Genomic DNA, 24,466 nt, shown 5'->3' on the forward strand with positions numbered 1-24,466 from the left:
AGTTCTTAAGTAATTAAAGAAAAAGAAACCTAGCGCCTTAGAATCTTAGCATCTCAGAACCTTTAAAAAAGATTGTTTGAATCTAGCCCCGATTGAGGCGGTATCCTCGTAATGAAATGAAGAGATAAAGCCGAAAGCGGGAAACCATGCCGAAAAATATGCCTTTTGTTTGGCTTCAAAAAAAAACTTAGCATCTTAGAAGCTTAGCAACTTAGAACCTTTCAAAAGCTTCTTAGGAACTTTCTTTTTAAATTCTTAATTTTGCCTAAAAGGAGAAAATTACATGCAGAAATATATTGACCAGCTCAACGAAGCGCAAAGACAGCCCGTTCTTAAAAAAGATGGGCCAATGATTATTATTGCTGGTGCAGGTTCGGGAAAGACCCGAGTTTTAACAATTAGAATTGCTTATTTGATGGCGCAAGGTGTTGATGCTTTCAATATTTTATCGCTGACTTTTACCAATAAAGCGGCCCGCGAGATGAAACACAGGATTTCGGATATTGTGGGGGCGAGCGAGGCAAAGAACCTTTGGATGGGAACGTTTCACTCTATTTTTGCGCGTATCCTGCGTGCAGAATCTGATCACTTGGGTTATCCTTCCAATTTTACCATATATGATTCTCAGGATTCGGCTAGATTAATTTCTTCGATTATTAAGGAAATGCAGCTGGATCGTGATATTTACAAACCAAAACAAATTTTAGGACGTATATCTAGTTACAAAAACAGCTTGATTACGGTAAAAGCCTATTTTAATAATCCAGAATTGGTTGAAGCCGATGCAATGGCGAAAAGACCAAGATTGGGAGAAATATATCAGCAATATGTGGAGCGCTGTTTTAAAGCAGGCGCAATGGATTTTGATGATTTACTGTTGAAAACCAATGAATTGCTAACTCGTTTTCCAGAAGTTCTGGCTAAATATCAGGATCGTTTTCGTTATATTTTGGTTGATGAGTACCAAGATACAAATCACTCTCAGTATTTGATTGTTAGGGCTTTATCTGATAGGTTTCAAAATATTTGTGTCGTTGGAGATGATGCGCAGAGTATTTATGCTTTCCGTGGTGCCAATATTAATAACATTTTGAATTTCCAGAAGGATTATGAAGGTGTAGTAATGTTTCGTCTAGAGCAGAATTACCGTTCGACAAGAAATATTGTTGAAGCGGCAAATACTGTAATGGAGCATAATAAAACCAAACTAGACAAAGTAGTTTGGACTGCAAACGAATTTGGTCCTAAAATTAAAGTTCACAGAAGTTTGACAGATGCTGAAGAAGGGCGTTTTGTAGCCAGTACGATTTTTGAGCAGAAAATGCAGAATCAGCTTCATAATGGTGCTTTTGCAATTTTGTATCGTACTAATGCTCAGTCACGTGCGATGGAGGATGCTTTGAGAAAACGTGATATTCCGTATAGAATTTACGGCGGATTGTCGTTCTACCAACGTAAGGAGATTAAAGACGTTTTATGTTATTTACGCTTGGTTCTGAATCCAAAAGATGAAGAGGCTTTGATTCGTGTGATTAATTATCCTGCACGTGGAATTGGAGATACAACGGTAGAGAAATTGACAATTGCAGCCAATCATTACAAACGATCGATTTGGGAAGTAATGGTTAACATTGATAAAATAGATTTAAAACTGAATACTGGAACAAAAAACAAACTGAAAGATTTTGTGACGATGATTCAGAGTTTTCAGGTTATAGATCAGAATCAGGATGCTTTTTATATTACAGACCACGTTGCAAAGAAAACGGGTTTGGTTCAGGAATTAAAGAAAGATGCTACTCCGGAAGGAATGGCGAAGATTCAGAATATAGAAGAGCTTTTAAACGGTATTAAAGATTTTACCGAAGGGCAGAGAGAAATTGATGGAGCAAGAGGCGCGCTTTCTGAATTTATGGAAGATGTGGCTTTGGCAACAGATTTAGACAAAGATACCAATGATGAAGATCGTGTAGCTTTAATGACGATTCACTTAGCGAAGGGACTTGAATTCCCGCACGTTTTTGTGGTGGGTATGGAAGAAGATTTGTTCCCGAGCGCGATGAGTATGAGTACTAGAAGTGAATTGGAAGAAGAACGTCGTTTATTTTACGTAGCTTTAACTCGTGCAGAACATCAGGCGTATTTGACTTATGCGCAATCTCGTTATCGCTGGGGAAAACTGACAGATAGTGAACCTTCAAGATTTATTGAAGAAATTGATGGTCAATATTTAGAATATCTAACTCCTGCAGAAACGAATTATCGCTATAAATCACCAATTGATGGTGATATTTTCGGTGATGTTGATAAGTCTAAACTAAGATTAGCAAAACCGGTGGGAGGAACACCTCCAAAACATATTACAGATAATAATCCGAAACCGGATCTGAATATCAGAAAGTTAAAGCCAGTAGGGACTAATCCGAATGCAAGTGCACCAAATTTATTTGACAGTAAATTGACTGTTGGAAATGTTGTAATGCACGAACGTTTTGGTAAAGGAGAAGTGATTAACCTAGAAGGTGTTGGCGCTGATAAAAAAGCAGAAATCAAATTTGAAGTAGGAGGAATTAAGAAACTCTTGCTGAGATTTGCTAAATTAGATGTGGTAGGATAAAAAAAATGTTTCAAGTTTCATGTTTCAAGTTATGAAAAACAACTTGCAGCCTAAAACCTGAAACAAAAAAACTAAAAAAATTATGGCCGAATTTATAAAAATATATCCAGATAAACCTAGTGAAGCTGCAATTGCAAAAGTTGTAAAAGTGCTTCAAAATGGTGGATTGGTGATTTATCCAACAGATACTGTTTACGGTTTAGGTTGTGATATTACCAATTCGAGAGCATTAGAAAAAATTGCTAAGATAAAAGGAGTTAAATTGGAAAAAGCCAATTTTTCATTTATTTGTCATGACCTTAGTAATTTATCAGATTATGTGCGTCAGATTGATACTTCGACTTTTAAAATATTAAAAAGAGCTTTGCCAGGACCTTATACTTTTATTTTACCTGGAAATAATAATCTTCCAAAAGAATTTAAAAAGAAAACTACAGTTGGTATTCGTGTTCCTGACAATAATATTATTTTAGAAATTGTACGTCAGTTAGGAAATCCAGTAGTCTCAACTTCTATTCGTGATGAAGATGATGTGATTGAATATACAACAGATCCTGAATTGATTTTTGAGAAATGGCAAAACCTTGTCGACCTAGTAATTGATGGAGGATATGGAGATAATGTTGGTTCAACAATTATAGATTTATCTGAACATGAACCAGTTATTGTAAGAGAAGGAAAAGGTGAAATTGATATTTTGTAAATAAATACTTTAATTGTATAAAAGTTTAAAAATAATACCTAACTTTAGTACAGTTAAAATTTAGTTAGTTATTTAAAAATAATGCTATTCTTGATTAGCCAAAATTAAGAATACAAAAAAGCAGGTCAATCGACCTGCTTTTTCTGTTTTTATAAAATTTAAAACAAGAATTATTTAGCTTGTTTTTTCATTTCTTTTTCAATCATATCATAGAATTGATCGATTTTTGGCATAACTACAATACGAGTTCTTCTGTTACGAGCTTTGTTTTCAGCAGTATCATTAGCAACTAATGGTACATAAGAACTTCTACCTGCAGCAATTAATTTAGCTGGGTTAACACCAAGATCGTTTGTTAAAACACGAACGATAGAAGTAGAACGTTTCACACTTAAATCCCAGTTGTCTAAGATAATTCCGTTGCTTTTGTAAGGAACATTATCTGTGTGTCCTTCAACCATACATTCGAAATCTGGTTTGTCGTTAACTACTTTTGCAACTTTTGCTAATACACCTTTTGCTGCATCAGTTACTTCGTAGCTTCCGCTTTTGAATAATAATTTATCAGCGATAGAGATAAATACAACTCCTTTTTCAACATTGATTTCGATATCTGGATCGTTGATTCCAACTGCACCTTTTAAACTAGTAACTAATGCTAAAGTAACACTGTCTTTTTTAGTTAAAGCGTCTTGAAGTCTAGAAATTTTTAAATCTTTTTCTTTTAAGCTTTCAAGAGATTTTTCAAGATTCTCAGCACCTTTAGTAGTTAAGATAGTTAAATCTTTAGAGCTGTTGATTAAATCTTGATTATGTTGTTTGTAGCTTTCAGCTGTTGCAGCTAATCCAGCTTTTTCTTCTAAGCACGAATTTAATTTTACAGTACATGAGTTTAACAAATCTTGAGTCTCTTTGTTCTTAGCTTCCAACTCAGCATATTTCTTTTTAGAAACACATGATGTTAAAGCCATTAATACTGATAGTGCGATAACTATTTTTCTCATAAATTTAATTTTAATTAGACTTGATTACAAATTTAGTTTTTAATATTTTGAATACTGTTAAAGATTTCTTTAAATAAGGTCATTTTCCTGATATAATAAAGGAAAACGATGCTTTTAACCATATAGTATTGCTGTATCTGAAAATCTTTTCGTTTTCCGAGATATTTTAAAGATAAGCAATAAAATGAAAAATGTGCCTTTAAAATAGCAAAAGTGTGTCCGAATTTCCCTTGTGTAAGAAAACGGATACCTGCAATGCCGTCTAAAATCATGCGGAAAAAAATCACAAAAAATAATCCTCTTTTGGGCAGATTTTTGACAAGCATTAATAATGAATTTCTAAAATTCAAATAGGTCTTTTTAGGATTTCCCTGTTGTAATGTTGCACCACCAACATGATAAACGAGAGATTGATAATTATACTTAATAATATGTCCGTCGTTTGCAGCTCTCCAGCATAAATCAATTTCTTCTTGATGAGCAAAAAAACTTTCATCAAAACCTCCTAATTCATAAAATACATTCTTTCTAATGAAAAAGCAAGCGCCTGAAGCCCAGAATAATTCAATATTTTCATCATATTGTCCGTTATCTTTTTCTACGGTATCAAAAATTCTTCCTCTACAAAATGGAAATCCATATTTGTCAATAAAACCACCCGCAGCACCAGCATATTCAAAATATTCTTTGTTTTTAAAATCGAGAATTTTAGGCTGAATAATAGCGGTTTGTTTTTCAGTATCAAAAGTTTCGAGAATTGGCTTAAGCCAGTTTTCTGTAACTTCGATATCAGAATTGACCAATGCATAAATTTCTGCATCAATATGTTTTAATGCATCATTATAACCTTTTGCAAAGCCGTGATTTCCTGAGTTTTTGACAATCTTTACGGTAGGGAAGTTTTCTTTAACGAACTCGATAGAATTATCTGTAGAATCGTTATCAGCAACATAGATTGCCGCGCCTTCTGAAAATTGAATAACAGATGGTAAAAACTGCTCCAGCAATTTTACTCCGTTCCAATTTAAAATTACAACTGCTATTTTATCCAAAAGTACTTAATTATTTATTTTTAATGGTTTTCTTTATAATCAGGCAGGTTTCTCAAAAACTCATATTTTTCGTTTTCAAAATCCATTTGACAATAAAAATGGCTTAGTCCGTTTGTGACATTCAAAAACCGTGCCTGCATCGTCATATTATAACGGGCAATTTGGTCAAAAGTTGCCTGAGAGATTTTAACTTCTGGTGCTTTACATTCTACTAATATATGTATAGTACCATCTGAATTGAAAACCACAACATCATAGCGCTTTCGTAATCCGTTGACGGTTAAAACTTTCTCTACATTTATAAGTGATTTGGGATACTTTTTTTCGTACATTAAAAAATGCACAACGTGCTGGCGAACCCATTCTTCTGGCGTGAGAATTATAAATTTTTTCCTGATTTCATCAAAAATAGACACTTTATTTTCGCTATTTTTGAATCGGAAAGTGTAAGCAGGGAAATTAAGTTTTAACATAAAGCAAATATAATTTGAAAATTAGTCAATTTGAAAATTAGTTAATTATTTATTTTTGAAACTGAAAACTGAGCCTGAACACTGAAAACTTAATTTAATGGACGAAGTAGTAAAAATCGTTAACGATATAAAAGCCGGAAATATTAAACCAATTTATTTTTTAATGGGTGAAGAGCCTTATTATATAGATAAATTGTCTGAATATATTGAGCAGAATGTTTTGGCTGAAGAAGAGAAAGGCTTTAATCAGACAGTTTTGTACGGAAGAGATGTTTCTATTGATGATATTGTTTCAACAGCTAAACGCTATCCTATGATGGCTGATCGTCAGGTTGTTATTGTGAAAGAGGCTCAGGATTTGTCTCGTACAATAGATAAAATAGAATCTTATGTAGAGAATCCGATGGAAACTACAGTGTTGGTTTTCTGTTATAAATATAAAACACTCGATAAACGTAAAAAGGTCACTAAACTTTTAGCACAAAAAGGTGTCGTTTACGAAAGCAAAAAGTTATACGAAAATCAAGTTGGCGACTGGATAAAGCGTGTTTTGGCGGGTAAAAAATATACTATTGATCCGAAAGCTAATGCTATGCTTGTAGAGTTTTTAGGAACAGATTTAAGTAAAATTAATAATGAACTTGAAAAACTTCAGATCATTTTGCCGCAGGGAACTATGATTATGCCTGAGCATATTGAAGAAAATATTGGTTTTAGTAAAGACTACAATGTTTTCGAACTTCGAAAAGCAATTGGTGAACGCAATCAGCTAAGAGCATATAAGATAGCAGAAAATTTTGCTCATAACCCTAAAGAATATCCTTTGGTTATGACGACAGGATTGGTATTCGGCTTTTTTATACAGCTTCTAAAATATCACGGACTAAAAGATAAAAATCCAAAAAATGTGGCTGCCGCAATTGGAGTAAATCCATATTTCTTGAAAGAATATGATTTGGCTGTAAAAAATTATCCAATGCGAAAAGTTAGCCAGATAGTTGGCGCTTTACGAGATATTGATATTAAAAGTAAAGGTGTGGGAGCCAACGCTTTACCACAATCCGATTTGCTGAAAGAAATGCTGTATAAAATATTTAATTAAGCCAGTAAAATTCACGATATTTGCGTTTCTAAAAATTTTGCTACTTAAAAAATAATTACACAATTATGGGAATGAATAAAAATACCGTTTTAGGATGGGCTACTTTTATAATGGTACTTATGGGATTGTTACTTATAGGTCTTGGTGTTTTTAGATACAGTGAAGTATCAGGCTGGGGATTTGCTGCTGTTGGGGTTGGATTTTTGGCTAATGCATGGGTATTCAATGCTTTAAAAGGTAGAGTTTAAGTTTGTAGTTTGTTGCTTATAGTTTGTTGTTATGGCAAAAATAAATAAATTTGAAGATTTAGAAATTTGGCAAAAAGCTAGAGAATTATGTCAATATGTTGAGTTATTAATCCAGACAACAACTTTAAAAACAAATTATTCACTCAAAGATCAAATCGATAGAAGTTCAGGGTCTATAATGGATAATATTGCAGAAGGTTTTGAAAGAAATGGAAATAGAGAATTTATACAATTCTTGAGTATTGCAAAAGGTTCAGCTGGAGAAGTAAAATCGCAATCTTACAGAGCTTTTGACAAAAAATTGATTTCAGAAGAGCAACATCTGAAATTAAATGAAATGACTGAAATAGAAAAAAATAAAATAGGAGCGATGATGAATTATTTAAGGAACTGTGAGTTCAAAGGACTTAAATTTAAGTAATTCAACAAAAAACAATAAACTAAAAATAATTAACATAAATATGTCAGACGATAAGAAAGTAATTTTCTCAATGCAGAAATTGAGTAAAACCTATCAGGGAGCAGATAAACCTGTTCTTAAAAATATTTACTTGAGTTTCTTTTACGGAGCAAAAATTGGTATTTTAGGACTTAACGGTTCTGGAAAATCTTCACTTTTAAAGATTATTGCTGGAGTAGATAAGAACTATCAAGGAGATGTGGTTTTTCAGCCAGGTTATACTGTTGGGTATTTAGAGCAAGAACCAATTCTTGATGATTCTAAAACAGTTATTGAAATTGTTCGTGAAGGAGCAGCAGAAACGATGGCGGTTTTAGAAGAGTACAATCAGATAAACGATTTATTCGGTCTTGAAGAGAATTATTCAGATCCAGATAAAATGGATAAATTGATGGACCGTCAAGCAGCATTACAAGATAAAATTGATGCTCTTGGTGCTTGGGAAATTGATACGAAATTAGAAATTGCAATGGATGCATTGCGTACTCCAGAAGGAGATACGCCTATTAAAAACCTTTCAGGAGGTGAGCGTCGTCGTGTAGCTTTATGCCGTTTGTTATTGCAGCAGCCGGATGTACTGCTATTAGATGAGCCTACCAACCACCTTGATGCTGAGTCAGTTCTTTGGTTAGAGCAGCATTTAGCACAATATTCAGGAACTGTAATTGCTGTAACGCACGACCGTTATTTCTTAGATAACGTTGCTGGATGGATTTTAGAGTTGGATAGAGGAGAAGGTATTCCATGGAAAGGAAATTATTCTTCTTGGTTAGATCAAAAATCAAACCGTATGGCTCAGGAAGAAAAAGTGGCTTCTAAACGTAGAAAAACTTTAGAGCGTGAGTTGGAGTGGGTTCGCCAAGGAGCAAAAGGTCGTCAGACCAAACAAAAAGCTCGTTTACAGAACTACGACAAATTATTAAACGAAGATCAAAAACAACTAGATGAAAATCTAGAAATCTATATCCCGAACGGTCCGCGTTTAGGGACAAATGTTATTGAAGCGAAAAATGTTGCTAAAGCTTTTGGTGATAAATTATTGTATGATAATTTAAACTTTACGTTGCCACAAGCAGGTATTGTTGGAATTATCGGACCAAACGGTGCTGGTAAATCTACCATTTTCAAAATGATTATGGGAGAGCAAGCTACAGACAGCGGAGAATTTTCAGTTGGTGAAACTGTAAAAATTGCTTATGTAGATCAGTCTCACTCTAATATCGATCCGAACAAATCGATCTGGGAGAATTTCGCAGATGGTCAGGAATTGATTATGATGGGAGGAAAGCAAGTTAATTCTAGAGCTTACTTATCTCGTTTCAACTTTGGTGGCGGCGAGCAAAACAAAAAAGTGTCAATGCTTTCTGGTGGAGAACGTAACCGTTTGCATTTGGCAATGACATTGAAAGAAGAAGGAAACGTACTTTTACTGGATGAGCCTACGAATGATCTTGATGTGAATACACTTCGTGCACTTGAAGAAGGTTTGGAGAATTTTGCAGGTTGTGCCGTAATTATTTCTCACGACAGATGGTTCTTAGATAGAATTTGTACACACATTTTAGCTTTCGAAGGAGACTCTGAAGTTTACTTTTTCGAAGGAAGTTTCTCTGATTATGAAGAAAACAAAAAGAAACGTCTTGGCGGTGACTTAACTCCAAAACGTTTGAAATACAGAAAATTAATTAGATAATTTTTCTAATAAATTCCAAATAGAAAATCCCAAATTCCAATTATAGTGAATTTGGGATTTTTATTTTTTTGCACTGTGTCTAGTTTGTCATTTTCGATCCCGAGGCTTCGGGAGAGAAATCTTCGCGAGAAACTCAACAAAGATTGGATTCTCGTTATGTATAAAATTGGAATTTGGAACTTTCTATTGGAATTTCTTCTTAAAGAAATTTCGATTTCAATTCCGGTGTAGGAATCATGCAGCTTTCTTTTTTGCCATACCAATTGTATCGGTTTTTGGCAATGTAGTCGTAAATGAAATCGCTTATAAAAATCGGAACAATTCTAAAAATCGGAATTAATTTCCAAAAACCACCAAAGTTTTTTCCTATTTCAATTGCTGCCGAAGATTTATAAAAATAAGCTGTTCCTGGATCGTATAAAATAATGCTGTCCATTTTTGAAAAACTAATTCCCAGATGTTTGCAAATCGAAATACCTAATTCTGACTGCAATGCGACAAATCTAAAAATATCTTTTTTGTCTTTTTTTATAATAAATTGTACAGCAGAATTGCAGAGATTACAAACTCCGTCAAAAAGGATTATTTTTTTATTCTTTGCAGTCTTTGCGAGGAACGAAGCAATCTCATTGTACTTTTTCATACGCTTTTACACAATCATTATATTTTCAATTTCTTCGAATAAATCTTTCCAAGTTGGATTCAATGAGCGAATCAAATTATTTTTTGCTTCTCGAGATCCAGCTTTTATTTGTTTTTCTCTTGTTATTGCATCTTCGATCCATTGAAACTGTTCATAATAAACTAAAATACTTACATCATAACGAGCTGAGAATGATTTTGGATATTTTTTATTTTTATGCTGCAGAATTCTTTTTGGAAGATTAGAGGTAACACCAGTGTAAACAACAGTTTGATATTTATTAGTAATTATATATACAAATCCAGGCTTCATTTTTTACTTAATTTAATTTATAGCGGAAAAAAAATTGACTACCTCTTTTTAAGTGTGGTTGCTTCGTTCCTCGCAATGATAAACCTAATGAATATTTGTAATATTTGTACTATTTATATATTTTAATTATTGCCTTTTAAGTTTTAATAAATTTTCCTTATTTTAAATGGCTTTAATATTTGCTTTTAAATTAATTTAAATAATAAAGCGACCTCTTTTATTGTATTTTGGAAGATCGTTTGTTAAATAGCTTTATTTTAATTTTACCTAATTTTTAGCATATTTTAAAAACTGAAAACCGCCACTGAGACTGAAAATTATTTTTTAACAGCCTCAACTAACTCCAATTCGTCTAAGCTTACTTTCGATGTAAAAATTCCATAATTTACTGTTGCTTTATTTTTTTCTATTGAATCAATACTTCCAACAGATCTTCCGTCCATCATTCTTACTCGGTCACCCACTTTTAAAATTGGTCTTGGTTTTTCTATAACAGGTTTTAATTTTTTCTCTTTTTTCTCTTTTCGAATTTCCTCAACTTTTACCTGAACTTCAGCAATAATTTCTTTTTGTTTTTCAACTTTTGCTTTGGTTTCTTTTGGAGTTGCTTTTTTTCGTTTTGAATTTTCAATTTCAACTATTTTTAAAAATTCACCTATTAGTTCTTTTTTATTTTTGTTGTTGAAATATTTTTCAGCAATGTCATCAATTTTTTGTCCAATGTAAATGATCTTTTGGTTGCTGTCATATAATTCTTGATAGCTTTCCAATTTTTGCTGGATTCTAGTATTGATGTTTTCCATCTTTTTACTTTCTTCACGTGCACGAGTTTCTTCTTCTTTTAAATTCAAAGAAGTTTTTTCAAGCTTTGACCTTTCTTTTTGAAGAGTCGCAATGGTTTTATCAAAACGAACTTTTCCAACTTCGATTTTCTTTTTCGCACGATTAATCAATCCAAACGGAATTCCATTTTTTTGGGCAACTTCAAATGTAAACGAACTTCCTGCTTGACCCAAAGCTAATTTGTACATTGGTTCAAGAGACTTTTCATCGAACATCATATTGGCATTTGTGGCATATGGTAATTCGTTTGCCAAAATTTTTAAATTGGAATAGTGCGTTGTTATAATTCCAAATGCTTCTCGATGATAAAATTCTTCCAAGAAAATTTCAGCCAAAGCACCTCCCAATTCAGGATCAGAACCTGTACCAAATTCGTCAATTAAAAACATGGTTTTCTTGTTGCATTTCTTCAAGAAATAATTCATGTTTTTTAATCTGTAGCTATAAGTACTTAAATGATTTTCAATAGATTGATTATCTCCAATGTCGGTTAAAATTCTATCAAATAAGAAAGTTTCGCTTCTTTCGTGAACTGGAATTAAAATGCCAGATTGCAGCATCAATTGTAATAAACCAACAGTTTTCAAGGAAATAGTTTTCCCTCCAGCATTTGGTCCAGAAATTACAATAATTCTATTTTCTTGTTTTAGCTCAATGGTCTGCGGATGCGTAACTTCTTTTTTTTGTTTGTTATTCAAATACAAAATCGGATGATAGGCTTCTCTAAAAAATAATCTTCTTTCTTCTGTAATTGCGGGCAAGATTCCGTTGATGCGATTGGCGTATTTTGCTTTTCCAGCAACAACATCAATATCACTTAAAAAGTCCTGATATTCAATTAATAAAGGTAAGTAAGGACGAATTACGTTTGATAGATTTTTTAAAATTCTCGTAATTTCTTCCTTCTCCTCATATTCTAAATTTGCTAGCTCTCTTGAATATTTTAGAGTAGCTTCTGGTTCGATATAAGCAATGCTTCCCGTTTTGGAACTTCCTAAAATAGAACCTTTTACTTTACGACGATACATTGCTAACACTGCCAAAACCCTGCGGTTTTGTACAAAGCTTTCCTTAATATCATCCAAATATCCTAAACCGTTATATTGTGTAAGTGCCACACCAAAACTTTGGTTTACTTTTCCGCGTACCAAATTCATATTTTGGCGAATGCTCAATAAAGCCGGCGAAGCATTATCTTTAATTTCTCCATATTTATCGACAATTGCATCAATTGCCGTAATAATGTCTTTTGTCAATTCTACCCGAGAAGCTCTTGCGTTAAGATTTGGATAATAGTCATCAAATTTCTTAAGGAAACTCAATAAGACATTTGTAGTTGCAGAAAGATTGGCAATTTTTCTAAAACTGCCAACTTCCAAGAAACTATCTTCAATTGCTAAAAACTTAATTTCATGAGTTATAGCATCGAATCCGTGATTAGGAATCGCGTTATTATTTTGAAAAGAAGATACATATTCTGATGTCTGCATCAAGGACTGCATCAATTCTTCTTTATCTCTAAATGGTTTTATTTGTAAAGCCTTTTCCTTTCCAATATCGGTGTTGCATCCATCTGAAATGGTTTCGAGTACTGTTGGAAATTGTAAGTCTTGTAATGTTTTTTCGGTAATACTGATCATTTAATCTCTTTATGAAAGTAAAAGCAAAAGTACGAAAACAATAATGAATTATGAATTATGAGTTTTTTTATTTGCTGTCGTTTCTAACTTTTGGTTTTCGATTTTTTACATTTTTCTTTTTAGTAAATATGATTTTAAGTAATTATTTCTGAAATTCGCATAAAAAAAAATTATGGACGTAAAAATGCATTCTTCTTGGAAACCAGTTTTGAATGAAGAATTCGAAAAACCATATTTCAAAGAATTAATTGAATTCGTAAAATCAGAATATACTACGAAAGTTTGTTATCCAAAAGGGAGTCAGATTTTTTCAGCTTTTGACCATTGTCATTTTGATGAAGTAAAAGTTGTTATAATTGGTCAGGATCCTTATCATGGTCCAAACCAGGCAAATGGTTTGTGTTTTTCTGTAAACGATGGAATTCCGTTTCCACCATCTTTATATAATATTTTTAGAGAAATCGAAAGTGATTTAAATAAACCTTTACCAAAAACTGGGAATTTGGAGCGCTGGGCAGATCAAGGTGTTTTTCTTTTAAATGCCACGTTAACAGTGAGACGATCTGAAGCAGGAAGTCATCAGGGAAAAGGATGGGAAAAATTTACGGATGCTGTAATCAAACAGATTTCTAAGGAAAAAGAAAATGTAGTATTCCTGCTTTGGGGCGGTTTTGCTCAAAAGAAAGCTGCGTTAATTGACGCTTCCAAACATCATATCTTAAAATCAGGACATCCTTCACCTTTAAGTGCAAATAGAGGATTTTGGTTTGGAAATAAACATTTTAGCCAGACAAATGATTTCTTGAAATCGAAAGGATTGAAAGAAATCGAGTGGTAGTTAAACACTGATTCCACTAATTATCACTAATTTAAAATATTGTCATTTCGACTGAAAGGAGAAATCACATTATTAATTCTACATAGGAATATCTTTAATCTTTGTAGAGTTTCTTGTGTGATTTCTCCTTTCAGTCGAAATGACAAATCAGTTCTTAATATTATTTTTTGATAATTTCTTCTAAAACAGCTTTGTTTTCGTAGTTGGTAACTTTTAGAATAATTTCCTGATTTTTAACTGTCTTTCCTTCAATGATATAAAGTTTTCCTTTATTGAAAGGAACATTACTTTGGTCAAAATCAACATCTCCGTAAGTCAATGTATTTTTAATGTCTGCAGTGTCAACCCATTTTTCATTTAAAGTCTGAATTGCTTTATCTGAATATTGAAAAGGTTTTGTTCGAAGATTATTAAGAACTCGGGCATTTGGAAAATAGTTGCAGCGAGTATCTTTTCCACTAAAAACAAGAGCTACAAAAAAACAGCCCATAATTAGGCCGATTAGATAATATGCAAAACGGTGTACGAACTTCATGAAATAAAATTTTTGCAAAGGTACATTAAAGTTCCCTTAAAATACAAGTAAATTGATATCGTTATCTGGCAAATCAAACCAGTCGCCAATAGCTTTGTTTGTTAGGATTCCGTGATAAAGATAAATACCATTTTTAAGACCTTTGTTGCATCTAATAGCACTTTCTATTCCACCATCTTCGGCTATCTGATGTAGATAAGGTGTTAAAATGTTACTAATTGATAATGAGGCGGTTTTGGAATATCTAGAAGGTATATTTGGTACACAATAGTGTAAAACATTGCTCTTAATAAAGGTTGGTTTTTCGTGGGTAGTAACTTCTGATGTTTCGAAGCAGCCTCCAGTGTCAATGCTTACATCAACAATTACAGCACCTTTTTTCATGTGTTCTACCATAGTTTCTGTAACTACAATTGGACAGCGTTCTTTTCCGCGCATGGCGCCAATAGCGACATCACAACGTCTTAAAGCTTTTAGTAAACCTTTTTGTTGAATAGTTGAAGTAAAAATTCGCTGATTCAAATTATTTTGCAAGCGGCGTAATTTGGTAATGGAATTATCGAAAACTTTTACATTTGCTCCTAATCCAATTGCTGTTTTTGCAGCAAATTCACCAACAGTTCCAGCACCCAAAATAACAACTTCAGTAGGAGGGACGCCTGTAATATTTCCAAATAAAAGGCCTTTTCCAAATTCATCCGTAATCATTAATTCTGCAGCAATAAGAATTGAGGCTGTTCCTGCAATTTCGCTTAAAGATTTTACTGCAGGATACGAGCCGTCCTCATCTTTAATATATTCAAAAGCTAAGGCTGTGATTTTCTTTTGAGCTAAAGCTTCGAAGTATTCTTTCTTTTTGGTTTTGAGCTGAATAGCTGAAATGATTACCGTTTCTGGATTTATCATTTGTATTTCGGCCAAAGTTGGCGGTTCTACTTTTAGTAAAAACGGACAGCCAAAAACTCTTTTGGTATCTTTTGTTATTTCTGCACCTGCATCGGCATATTCTTTATCGGTATAACTCGAACTTTCCCCAGCTCCAGATTCAATCATGACACGGTGACCCGCATAAGTTAAGGAATTTACAGCATCGGGAGTAAGGCATATACGACGTTCCTGATAGCTTGTTTCTTTGGGGATTCCTATAAAAAGTTCTCTTTTAAAACGACCAACCTCAAGTTTTTCTTCTTGTGGTATTAATTGTTGTTTTGTAAATGGAGTTAACGTGATTGACATGGGTGGTGCAAAAAATTAAGAGTACAAATTACGTAAAAAGATTTAAAATTAGTGCAAAAATTCTGCTAATACTATAAGGTGTGAATGTTAAGAAATTTTCTCTTAAGTTTTTTACTCTTTGTCGTGAAGATTTGTAAAGTTTTTATACTAATTTTAGTTCTCTTTTTCCGTCTGCAAGTAATTCAATATTAATAGTTGAAGTTTCCTCTGGAAGAAGATTTTCAATTTTTTCAGACCATTCAATAAAACACCAGTTTCCAGAGTACAAATAATCATCGACGCCCATATCCAGCGCTTCAGTTTCTTTATTTAATCTGTAAAAATCAAAATGATAAACAATTTGATTATTTGCTGCATTATATTCGTTAACCAAAGAAAATGTTGGGCTGCTGGTAGCGTCCTGAACACCTAAACTTTTGCATAATTGCTTTATTAGAGTGGTTTTTCCAACCCCCATTTCTCCATTAAAAAGAATAATTTTTTTAGGATTTGATGCTAAAATCTGCTCTGCAACTTCTTGAATTTGATCTAATGAAAAAACGATATTCATTGTTATGTCTATTTATTTAGTCTCAGTCGCAGTTTTAAGTCTCAATTAGAAACTGAAAACTGAGACTGCGACTGAAAACTTTTTTATTTCGGGTTAAATACCAAAAACGGAATAATCATTTCTTCTAACGAAATTCCGCCATGCTGATATGTATTTTTGTAATAACTCACATAATGATTGTAGTTGTTTACATAAGCCAGAAAGAAATCATTTTTGGCAAAAATAAACGAACTGCTCATGTTTATAGCTGGTAAACCAATTGTTTTAGGTTCTTTTACTACATACACGTCTTTTTGTTCGTAGGTTAAACTACGACCAGTTTTGTAACGCAAATTTAGGCTTGTATTTTTATCTCCCACAACTTTCGACGGATTTTTTACATTAATTGTTCCGTGATCTGTGGTTAAGATTAATTTGAATCCTAAAACCTGTGCCTGCTGGATGATTTCTAATAAAGGAGAGTTTTTAAACCAACTTAGTGTTAATGAGCGGTATGCCTTATCATCTGAAGCTAATTCTTTTACTACTTCCATTTCTGTCTTAGCGTGCGAAAGCATATCTACGAAATTGTAAACAACAGTAACTAAGTCATTGCCTTTTAAAGCTTTAAAGTTCTCTGCAAGCTTTTTACCGCCGGCATAATTGGTAATTTTGAAATAATCTTCCTTAATATTTAAGCCTAATCTTTTCAATTGAGCCGATAAAAATTCAGCTTCGTAAAGATTTTTCCCTCCATCTTCAACGTCGTTTTTCCAATATTCAGGAAATTGTTTTTCCATATCCAAAGGCATTAAACCAGAGAAAATAGCATTTCTAGCATATTGAGTTGCTGTTGGAAGAATAGAAAAATAAGGAACCTCTTTTTCTAATTTGTAATAATTTGCAATTACAGTTTCAAAAGATTTCCATTGGTCGTAACGAAGGTTGTCGATTACAACAAATAAAACAGGTTTGTCTTTCTTTTTTAATTCTGGAACAACTAATTCTTTAAATAAAGTATGAGATTGAATAGGTTTGTCTGCTTTTGGAGCAAACCAATCTTCGTAATTTCGTTCAATATATTTTCCGAATTGTGAATTGGCTTCAACTTTTTGAGATTCTAAAATTTCGATCATCGCCTGATCATTAATGTTTTCAAGCTCTAATTCCCAGAAAAGTAATTTTTTATACAATTCAACCCAGTCTTCATACGAATTCACCATTGCCAATTCCATTGCAATTTTTCTGAATTCCTTTTGATAATCCAAAGTTGTCTTTTCAGATATCAGTCTTGAATGATCCAAATTCTTTTTCAAACTCAATAAAATCTGATTCGGATTTACAGGTTTTATCAAGTAGTCGGCGATTTTAGAACCTATGGCTTCTTCCATAATGTACTCTTCTTCGCTCTTTGTAATCATAATCATTGGTATGGCTGATTTTTTTTCTTTCATTTCAGAAAGCGTTTCTAAACCGCTCATTCCAGGCATATTTTCATCCAAAAAAACAATATCGAAATTATCTTCTTCAAACAATGCAATAGCATCAAGTCCGTTATTACAAGTTGTAACTTCGTAATTCTTTTTTTCTAGAAATAATATATGGGGCTTTAAAAGATCGATTTCATCATCGACCCAAAGTATTTTGATCTTATCCATAAAACAAATTTATTTTTACTGCAATTTAAAGTTATAGAACTTAAAAAGTATTAAAAATAGTATAAAATTATCAAAGATAAACAACGATTGTATGTTGATTTTTTACATTTTTAAATATAGTTGTCTGACAATCATTATAATTTTAATATTGATTTTTAAATAAAAAACTCCAAACTCTTTATTCTTATTTACTTATATTTGTTGACCAAAAAAATAACCCGATTGTGACTCAGATCAACAAATTAAAAATATTCAACGATCCTATCTATGGCTTTATTACGATTCCAATCGAGCTGATTTATGATTTAATCCAACGTCCCTATTTTCAGCGTCTTCGTCGTATCTCTCAAATGGGATTGTCATATTTGGTGTATCCGGGAGCAAATCATACGCGTTTTCATCATGCGTTAGGATGCATGCATTTAATGCAGAAGGCAATTGATACACTTCGTTTTAAAGATGTTGTGATATCTGCAGAAGAAGAAAATGCCTTATTAATTGCTATTTTACTTCATGATATCGGACATGGGCCATTTTCTCATGCAATGGAAAGAAGTATTGTTGAAGATGTTCATCATGAAGCGATTTCATTATTGTTTATGAATCAGTTGAATGAAGAGTTTGGTGGGAGATTGAGTTTGGCAATTCAGGTTTTTAAAGGAGAATATCATAGAAAATTCATGCTGCAATTGATTTCAAGTCAGCTGGATATGGATCGAATGGATTATCTAAAACGTGACAGTTTTTATACTGGAGTTGCAGAAGGAAATGTAAATTCTGAACGATTGATTCAGATGATGAATGTTGAAAATGATGTTTTGGTTATTGAAGAAAAAGGAATTTATTCGGTAGAAAAATTCTTGCTTTCTAGAAGATTAATGTATTGGCAGGCTTATCTGCATAAAACCAGTTTGGTTGCCGAATTAATTTTAATGAAAACATTAAAGAGAGCTAAAGAGTTGACATTGAAAGGAATTAACCTACCTTGCAGTGAACCGCTTTCGTATTTCATGCATAATAAGGTTACTTTGGATGATTTTGATGCAGAAAAGTTAGATTTGTTTTCGCAGCTTGATGATTTTGATATCATTAGTGCGTTGAAAGCTTGGCAGAGACAAGATGATTTTGTGTTAAGTACATTAAGCAAGATGATCATTAATAGAGATTTATTGAAAATAAAGTTAAGTGCAGAAAAAATTTCAATGGAAGAATCCCAATCTTTGAAAGAACAATTTGCCAACTTGCACCATATTACACAATTAGAAGCTGGATATTTTATTTTTAGAGGAAAAATTAAAAACCAAGCCTACAGTAAAGAAGCCGAACCTATTAGAATTTTGAAAAAAGATAAAACAATTGAAGATGTTGTTGAAGCTTCTGATCAGCTGAATTTGAAATCGTTATCTAAATTGGTAACAAAATATTATATCTGTTTCCCAAAACAACTTATCTAAAATTAACATTTAAAATCTATTTTTTATATTTTTGTCGCGATGAAATTTACAGCAGAACAAATAGCAGGAATTTTAGAAGGAGAAGTTGTTGGGAATCCCAATGCAGAAGTTTCTAAACTTTCTAAAATCGAAGAAGGCGAAGAAGGATCGCTTACTTTTTTGGCTAATCCAAAGTATATCAACTATATATATACAACAAAAGCGACAGTTACAATTGTTAACGACACTTTTGTTCCGGAGCAGGAAATTACGACTACACTAATAAAGGTAGAAGATGCTTATGCGGCGTTTTCTAAGCTTTTGCATTTCTATAATCAAGTAAAATTAAATAAAACAGGTATCGAACCTCAGTCCTTTATGTCTGAAGGAACTAAATATGGTGAAAACTTATATTTAGGAAGCTTTAGCTATGTAGGACAGAATGTGGTTTTAGGTAATAATGTAAAAATTTATCCGAACAGTTTTATTGGTGATAACGTTGTTATTGGTGACAATGTATTCATTTTCGCTGGAGCAAAAATTTACTCAGAAACAGTAATTGGTAATAATTGTACCATTCATTCTGGAACTATTATTGGTGCAGATGGTTTTGGTTTTGTACCAAATGAAGAAGGTATTTATAGTAAAGTACCTCAGATAGGAAACGTTATTATCGAAGATAATGTTGATATTGGTGCCAACACTACAATAGATAGAGCAACTCTTGGTTCTACAATAATTAGACAAGGAGTTAAACTAGACAATCAGATCCAGATCGCCCATAATGTTGAAATAGGTAAAAATACTGTAATTGCTGCTCAAAGTGGTGTTGCAGGTTCTACAAAGATTGGAGAAGGCTGTATGATTGGCGGGCAAGTTGGTATTGCTGGCCACTTAATTATAGGTAATAATGTGAGACTTCAGGCGCAGTCTGGAGTTGCAAGGAACATTAAAGATGATGAAACTCTGCAAGGAACACCATCTCTTGGATACACAGATTTTAATAAATCGTATGTTCATTTTAAGAATCTGCCTAAAATTGTGTCCGAAGTTGAAGAATTAAAGAAACAAATAATAAACCCAAAAAATGGAAATAATGGTTAAACAGAAGACCATCAAGAATGAAATTTCGCTAACAGGAGTTGGATTACATACTGGAAAAGAAGTTACAATGACTTTTAAACCTGCTCCCGTTAATAATGGTTTCACTTTTGTAAGAGTAGATTTGCAAGGTCAACCAGTTATTGAGGCTGATGCTAATTATGTTGTTAATACTCAAAGAGGTACAAATCTTGAAAAACTTGGAGTAAAAATTCAAACACCAGAGCACGTTTTAGCGGCAGTTGTTGGATGCGATTTGGATAATATTATTATTGAATTGAATGCCTCTGAACTTCCAATTATGGATGGTTCATCAAAATATTTTGTTGAAGCAATAGAAAAAGCAGGAATTGAAGAACAAGATGCAAGTCGTAATGTTTATGTTGTAAAAGAAGTTATCTCATTTACAGATGAAGCAACAGGAAGCGAAATTCTTGTTATGCCTAGCGATGAGTATCAAGTAACTACAATGGTAGATTTTGGTACAAAAGTTTTAGGAACTCAAAATGCTACACTTAAAAGTTTATCAGATTTTAAACAAGAAATTGCAAGTTCTAGAACTTTTAGTTTTTTACATGAATTAGAATCATTGTTAGAAAACGGTTTAATTAAAGGTGGTGATTTAAATAACGCAATTGTTTATGTAGATAAAGAAATTTCTGAGTCTACGATGGAGAATTTAAAGAAAGCATTTGGTAAAGATGAAATTTCAGTAAAACCAAATGGAGTTTTAGATAACCTTACTTTACATTACCCAAATGAGGCAGCAAGACACAAACTGCTTGATGTTATTGGAGATTTATCTCTTATTGGCGTGCGTATTCAAGGAAAAATTATTGCTAATAAACCAGGTCACTTTGTAAACACTCAGTTTGCTAAAAAGCTGGCTAAAATTATCAAAATAGAACAGAGAAATCATGTTCCAACTTATGATTTACATCAAGAACCATTGATGGATATTCATAAAATCATGTCAATGCTTCCTCACAGACCTCCATTTTTATTAATTGACAGAATTATAGAAATGTCTGATCGTCATGTGGTTGGATTGAAAAATGTTACTATGAACGAAAATTTCTTCGTAGGGCATTTTCCAGAAGCTCCAGTAATGCCAGGAGTTTTAATTGTTGAAGCAATGGCACAAACAGGTGGTATTTTGGTATTAAGCACCGTTCCGGATCCTGAGAATTATTTAACTTATTTCATGAAAATTGATAACGTTAAATTTAAGCACAAAGTTTTGCCGGGAGATACCTTAATTTTTAAATGTGAATTGATTTCTCCAATCAGAAGAGGGATTTGTCATATGCAGGCAAACGCTTATGCAAATGGTAAATTAGTAACTGAGGCAGAATTAATGGCACAAATAGCAAGAAAACAATAATAAATTATCAAATTTATTGTTTAGGTTTGTTGCCTGAAATTAGAATATTTTAATTAAAAATATAAAACATAAAGATGAATCAACCATTAGCATATGTTCATCCTGGCGCGAAAATCGCTAAAAACGTTGTAATAGAGCCATTTACAACAATTCACAATAATGTTGTTATTGGTGATGGTACTTGGATTGGTTCAAATGTGACCATTATGGAAGGCGCTCGAATTGGTAAAAATTGCAATATTTTTCCAGGAGCTGTAATTTCTGCAGTGCCACAAGATTTAAAATTTGGAGGAGAAGATTCTCTTGCAATTATCGGAGATAATTGTACTATTAGAGAATGTGTAACTATAAATAGAGGAACAATTGCATCTGGTCAAACAGTACTTGGAAACAATTGTTTAGTAATGGCTTATGCGCATATTGCTCACGACTGCGAAATTGGAAACAATGCTATTATTGTTAATGGTGTTGCTTTGGCTGGTCACGTAGTTGTTGGTAATCATGCTGTTATTGGAGGTCTTGCAGCGATTCATCAATTTATTCATATTGGAGATCACGCAATGATTTCTGGAGGATCATTGGTTAGAAAAGACGTTCCGCCTTTTACAAAAGCAGCAAAAGAGCCTTTGTCATATGTTGGAATTAACTCGGTTGGTTTAAGAAGAAGAGGTTTTACTACTGAAAAAATTAGAGAAATTCAGGAAATCTATAGAATTTTATATCAAAAGAATTACAATACAACGCAAGCTTTGAGTATTATTGAAGCTGAAATGGAAGCGACTCCTGAAAGAGATGAAATTCTTGATTTTATCAGAAATTCGTCTCGAGGAATTATGAAGGGTTATTCAGGTAACTATTAAAATAAAAAGTTTAATTGTTTATTTGTTTAATCGTTTAATCGTTTAATCGAAAAAACAGTTAAACGGTTTAACGATTCAACAAAAAATAAATAAAATAAAAACAAATGGCATCTACATCAGATATTAGAAACGGATTGTGTATTAAATTTAATCACGATATCTATAAAATTATTGAATTTCTTCACGTAAAACCTGGAAAAGGTCCAGCTTTCGTAAGAACAAAACTTAAAAGTTTAACAACAGGAAAAGTATTAGATAATACATTTTCTGCAGGTCATAAAATCGAAGATGTTCGTGTAGAAACACATACATTTCAATTTTTATATGCTGAAGGAGATGAATTTCACTTTATGAATGCTGAAACTTTTGAGCAGATTTCATTAAACAAAAATATTTTAGATGCTCCTGGATTATTAAAAGAAGGAACAAATGTAATGGTTCAGATTAATACTGAAACTGATTTACCTTTGTCTGTTGATATGCCAACATCTGTAATTCTTGAAGTTACTTATGCTGAGCCAGGTGTAAAAGGTAATACGGCTACAAACGCAACTAAATCTGCAACTGTAGAAACAGGTGCAAACATCAACGTTCCTTTATTTATCAATGAAGGTGACAAAATTAAAATCGATACAGCTTCAGGTTCATACATGGAGCGTGTAAAAGAGTAGTTTTTTAATTAAGATAAATTTGACAATGAGTCAATTAGATAATTTATGAATCGACATAATTTTTGTATATTCATATTCTAATTGACTCATTTTCTAATTGACAAATTTTCTAATTATAATATATGAAATTTCCAAAGAGTCATTCTTTACAAGAAATTGCAAATTTGCTTAACTGCAAATTTATTGGTGACAAAGACTTTCAAGTTTTAGGCATGAACGAAATACATGTTGTAGAACCTGGTGATATAGTTTTTGTTGACCATCCAAAATATTACGATAAAGCTTTGCAGTCAGCAGCTACAATTGTTTTGATAAACAAAGAAGTAGAATGCCCAGAAGGTAAAGCACTTTTAATTTCTGATGATCCGTTTAGAGATTTTAATATTTTAACGAAACATTTTAAGCCTTTTCAATTTGCAAATGTGGCAATTGCACCATCTGCAGAAATAGGAGAGGGGACAATAATTCAACCAAATAGCTTTGTTGGAAACCATGTTAAAATTGGAAAAAACTGCCTAATTCATTCTAATGTTTCTATTTACGATCACACCATTATTGGTGACAACGTGATTATTCACGCAGGAACTATTTTAGGTGCTGATGCTTTTTATTACAAAAAACGTCCAGAAGGTTTTGATCAATTAGTTTCTGGCGGAAGAGTAGTTATTGAAGATAATGTTGGTATTGGTGCGCTTTGTACAATTGATAAAGGCGTTACAGGGGATACAACAATTGGAGCTGGAACAAAACTAGATAATCAAGTGCATGTTGGACATGATACTGTTATCGGAAAAAAATGTTTAATTGCCTCACAAACCGGTATTGCAGGTTGTGTTATTATTGAAGATGAAGTAACAATGTGGGGGCAAGTAGGAACCACTAGCGGTATTACAATTGGTACAAAAGCTGTAGTAATGGGTCAGACTGGTGTAACTAAATCAGTTGAAGGCGGAAAATCATACTTTGGTACTCCAATTGAAGAATCTAGAGAAAAATTGAAACAATTAGCCAATATCAAGAAGATTCCTGAAATTTTAAGTAAATTGAAGTAATATGTCTATTAAAGAATTTGTTCAGAAATTTTATAAGTCAGATGCCTTAATTGATAGCGAAATTTTAAAAACATATCTGCATCCTGATGTTATTCTTGAATGGAACAGCAGTAAAGGTTTCATTGAGATGGATTATAATTCGATACTAGAAATGGCCAATGAGCTTAGTCGTGCCTATGTGCGATCTAAAGTTAGAATTAGTCATATCATTAGTGAAGATGATTTAGTATCAGTACGTTATTCTCATTTTGTGAAAACTATAGAGAATCCGAGAGAAGAAATGCTTTTAGCACATTTTTCTACAATTTGGCAGATTAAAGATGACAAACTTTATAGAGGTTATCAAATGAGTCAATTTTCTTAATATTTTTTTGACAAT

The 24,466-nt window shown here is 32.6% G+C and carries 24 protein-coding genes; 14 read left to right on the top strand and 10 right to left on the bottom strand.

Annotated elements, in window-relative coordinates:
* Positions 1-283: 283 nt before the first annotated feature.
* Both QE431_RS10265 and QE431_RS10270 read left to right on the top strand, forming a co-directional pair.
* A complete protein-coding gene (locus QE431_RS10265) occupies positions 284-2,617 on the top strand; it encodes an ATP-dependent helicase (protein ID WP_057118048.1) in 2,334 nt (777 codons plus the stop codon).
* Positions 2,618-2,699: 82 nt separating this feature from the next.
* A complete protein-coding gene (locus tag QE431_RS10270) occupies positions 2,700-3,320 on the top strand; it encodes an L-threonylcarbamoyladenylate synthase (RefSeq protein WP_057118047.1) in 621 nt (206 codons plus the stop codon).
* Positions 3,321-3,490: 170 nt separating this feature from the next.
* On the opposite strand, the gene QE431_RS10275 is transcribed toward QE431_RS10270, so the two are convergent.
* Genes QE431_RS10275 through QE431_RS10285 form a run of 3 tightly spaced genes read right to left on the bottom strand, consistent with a single transcriptional unit; the run spans position 3,491 to position 5,849 of the window.
* Positions 3,491-4,324 carry an OmpA family protein gene (locus tag QE431_RS10275; RefSeq protein ID WP_057118046.1) on the bottom strand — a complete coding sequence of 278 codons (834 nt, stop codon included), beginning with the start codon at positions 4,322-4,324 and terminating at the stop codon, positions 3,491-3,493.
* Between the two features lie 32 nt (positions 4,325-4,356).
* Positions 4,357-5,376 carry a glycosyltransferase family 2 protein gene (locus QE431_RS10280; protein ID WP_057118045.1) on the bottom strand — a complete coding sequence of 340 codons (1,020 nt, stop codon included), beginning with the start codon at positions 5,374-5,376 and terminating at the stop codon, positions 4,357-4,359.
* A gap of 20 nt (positions 5,377-5,396) precedes the next feature.
* On the bottom strand, positions 5,397-5,849 hold the full coding sequence (locus tag QE431_RS10285; RefSeq protein WP_281865610.1) for a type I restriction enzyme HsdR N-terminal domain-containing protein: 453 nt from the start codon (positions 5,847-5,849) through the stop codon (positions 5,397-5,399).
* A gap of 97 nt (positions 5,850-5,946) precedes the next feature.
* Between QE431_RS10285 and holA the strand changes: the two genes are divergently transcribed.
* From holA to ettA, 4 genes are all read left to right on the top strand, one after another.
* Entirely contained in the window at positions 5,947-6,951 is a 1,005-nt protein-coding gene (gene holA / locus QE431_RS10290; protein ID WP_057118043.1) for a DNA polymerase III subunit delta, read from the top strand.
* A gap of 71 nt (positions 6,952-7,022) precedes the next feature.
* A complete protein-coding gene (locus QE431_RS10295; RefSeq protein ID WP_198530125.1) occupies positions 7,023-7,199 on the top strand; it encodes a CAL67264 family membrane protein in 177 nt (58 codons plus the stop codon).
* A 31-nt stretch (positions 7,200-7,230) separates the two neighbouring features.
* Positions 7,231-7,620, top strand: a complete 390-nt coding sequence (locus QE431_RS10300; RefSeq protein WP_057118041.1) for a four helix bundle protein — start codon at positions 7,231-7,233, stop codon at positions 7,618-7,620.
* Between the two features lie 40 nt (positions 7,621-7,660).
* The gene (gene ettA / locus QE431_RS10305; RefSeq protein ID WP_057119783.1) at positions 7,661-9,352 is read left to right on the top strand and encodes an energy-dependent translational throttle protein EttA; all 1,692 of its coding nucleotides are present in this window, start codon (positions 7,661-7,663) and stop codon (positions 9,350-9,352) included.
* Positions 9,353-9,551: 199 nt separating this feature from the next.
* Here ettA and QE431_RS10310 read toward each other — a convergent pair whose 3' ends face one another.
* The 3 genes from QE431_RS10310 to QE431_RS10320 form a co-directional block, all read right to left on the bottom strand.
* Positions 9,552-9,995 (bottom strand): thiol-disulfide oxidoreductase DCC family protein, encoded by a 444-nt coding sequence (locus tag QE431_RS10310; RefSeq protein WP_307295485.1) that lies wholly within the window; start codon positions 9,993-9,995, stop codon positions 9,552-9,554.
* Between the two features lie 6 nt (positions 9,996-10,001).
* Positions 10,002-10,307: a GIY-YIG nuclease family protein gene (locus QE431_RS10315; protein ID WP_307295486.1), complete on the bottom strand. Its 306-nt coding sequence runs from the start codon at positions 10,305-10,307 to the stop codon at positions 10,002-10,004.
* 317 nt (positions 10,308-10,624) lie between these two features.
* Positions 10,625-12,790, bottom strand: a complete 2,166-nt coding sequence (locus QE431_RS10320) for a DNA mismatch repair protein MutS (protein WP_307295488.1) — start codon at positions 12,788-12,790, stop codon at positions 10,625-10,627.
* A gap of 172 nt (positions 12,791-12,962) precedes the next feature.
* Here QE431_RS10320 and QE431_RS10325 point away from each other — a divergent pair, with 172 nt between their 5' ends.
* Positions 12,963-13,628 (top strand): uracil-DNA glycosylase, encoded by a 666-nt coding sequence (locus tag QE431_RS10325; protein ID WP_307295490.1) that lies wholly within the window; start codon positions 12,963-12,965, stop codon positions 13,626-13,628.
* A 160-nt stretch (positions 13,629-13,788) separates the two neighbouring features.
* Here the strand turns inward: QE431_RS10325 and QE431_RS10330 are convergent, their stop codons facing one another.
* From QE431_RS10330 to QE431_RS10345, 4 genes are all read right to left on the bottom strand, one after another.
* Positions 13,789-14,163 (bottom strand): DUF4258 domain-containing protein, encoded by a 375-nt coding sequence (locus QE431_RS10330; RefSeq protein ID WP_057118037.1) that lies wholly within the window; start codon positions 14,161-14,163, stop codon positions 13,789-13,791.
* A 36-nt stretch (positions 14,164-14,199) separates the two neighbouring features.
* Positions 14,200-15,399, bottom strand: a complete 1,200-nt coding sequence (locus QE431_RS10335; RefSeq protein WP_057118036.1) for an alanine dehydrogenase — start codon at positions 15,397-15,399, stop codon at positions 14,200-14,202.
* 142 nt (positions 15,400-15,541) lie between these two features.
* Positions 15,542-15,949 carry a tRNA (adenosine(37)-N6)-threonylcarbamoyltransferase complex ATPase subunit type 1 TsaE gene (tsaE, locus tag QE431_RS10340; protein ID WP_057118035.1) on the bottom strand — a complete coding sequence of 136 codons (408 nt, stop codon included), beginning with the start codon at positions 15,947-15,949 and terminating at the stop codon, positions 15,542-15,544.
* A gap of 83 nt (positions 15,950-16,032) precedes the next feature.
* Complete coding sequence (locus QE431_RS10345) at positions 16,033-17,586, bottom strand: bifunctional response regulator/alkaline phosphatase family protein (RefSeq protein WP_057118034.1); 1,554 nt, start codon at positions 17,584-17,586, stop codon at positions 16,033-16,035.
* A gap of 224 nt (positions 17,587-17,810) precedes the next feature.
* Here QE431_RS10345 and QE431_RS10350 point away from each other — a divergent pair, with 224 nt between their 5' ends.
* The 7 genes from QE431_RS10350 (at position 17,811) to QE431_RS10380 (ending at position 24,451) form a co-directional block, all read left to right on the top strand.
* Positions 17,811-19,040, top strand: coding sequence for an HD domain-containing protein (locus QE431_RS10350; RefSeq protein WP_307295492.1), 1,230 nt, complete (start codon positions 17,811-17,813; stop codon positions 19,038-19,040).
* 39 nt (positions 19,041-19,079) lie between these two features.
* Positions 19,080-20,123 carry a UDP-3-O-(3-hydroxymyristoyl)glucosamine N-acyltransferase gene (lpxD, locus tag QE431_RS10355; RefSeq protein ID WP_057118032.1) on the top strand — a complete coding sequence of 348 codons (1,044 nt, stop codon included), beginning with the start codon at positions 19,080-19,082 and terminating at the stop codon, positions 20,121-20,123.
* Positions 20,116-21,504, top strand: a complete 1,389-nt coding sequence (locus QE431_RS10360; RefSeq protein ID WP_057119781.1) for a bifunctional UDP-3-O-[3-hydroxymyristoyl] N-acetylglucosamine deacetylase/3-hydroxyacyl-ACP dehydratase — start codon at positions 20,116-20,118, stop codon at positions 21,502-21,504. The genes lpxD and QE431_RS10360 overlap by 8 nt, the downstream gene beginning before the upstream one ends.
* A gap of 74 nt (positions 21,505-21,578) precedes the next feature.
* Positions 21,579-22,364, top strand: a complete 786-nt coding sequence (lpxA, locus tag QE431_RS10365; RefSeq protein ID WP_057118031.1) for an acyl-ACP--UDP-N-acetylglucosamine O-acyltransferase — start codon at positions 21,579-21,581, stop codon at positions 22,362-22,364.
* Positions 22,365-22,468: 104 nt separating this feature from the next.
* On the top strand, positions 22,469-23,035 hold the full coding sequence (efp, locus tag QE431_RS10370; RefSeq protein WP_057118030.1) for an elongation factor P: 567 nt from the start codon (positions 22,469-22,471) through the stop codon (positions 23,033-23,035).
* A gap of 122 nt (positions 23,036-23,157) precedes the next feature.
* Positions 23,158-24,087: a UDP-3-O-(3-hydroxymyristoyl)glucosamine N-acyltransferase gene (locus tag QE431_RS10375; RefSeq protein ID WP_281865614.1), complete on the top strand. Its 930-nt coding sequence runs from the start codon at positions 23,158-23,160 to the stop codon at positions 24,085-24,087.
* A gap of 1 nt (position 24,088) precedes the next feature.
* On the top strand, positions 24,089-24,451 hold the full coding sequence (locus tag QE431_RS10380) for a nuclear transport factor 2 family protein (RefSeq protein WP_057118028.1): 363 nt from the start codon (positions 24,089-24,091) through the stop codon (positions 24,449-24,451).
* Positions 24,452-24,466: the final 15 nt, after the last annotated feature.

It is taken from the genome of Flavobacterium sp. SORGH_AS_0622 (assembly GCF_030818825.1).
GTDB lineage: Bacteria > Bacteroidota > Bacteroidia > Flavobacteriales > Flavobacteriaceae > Flavobacterium.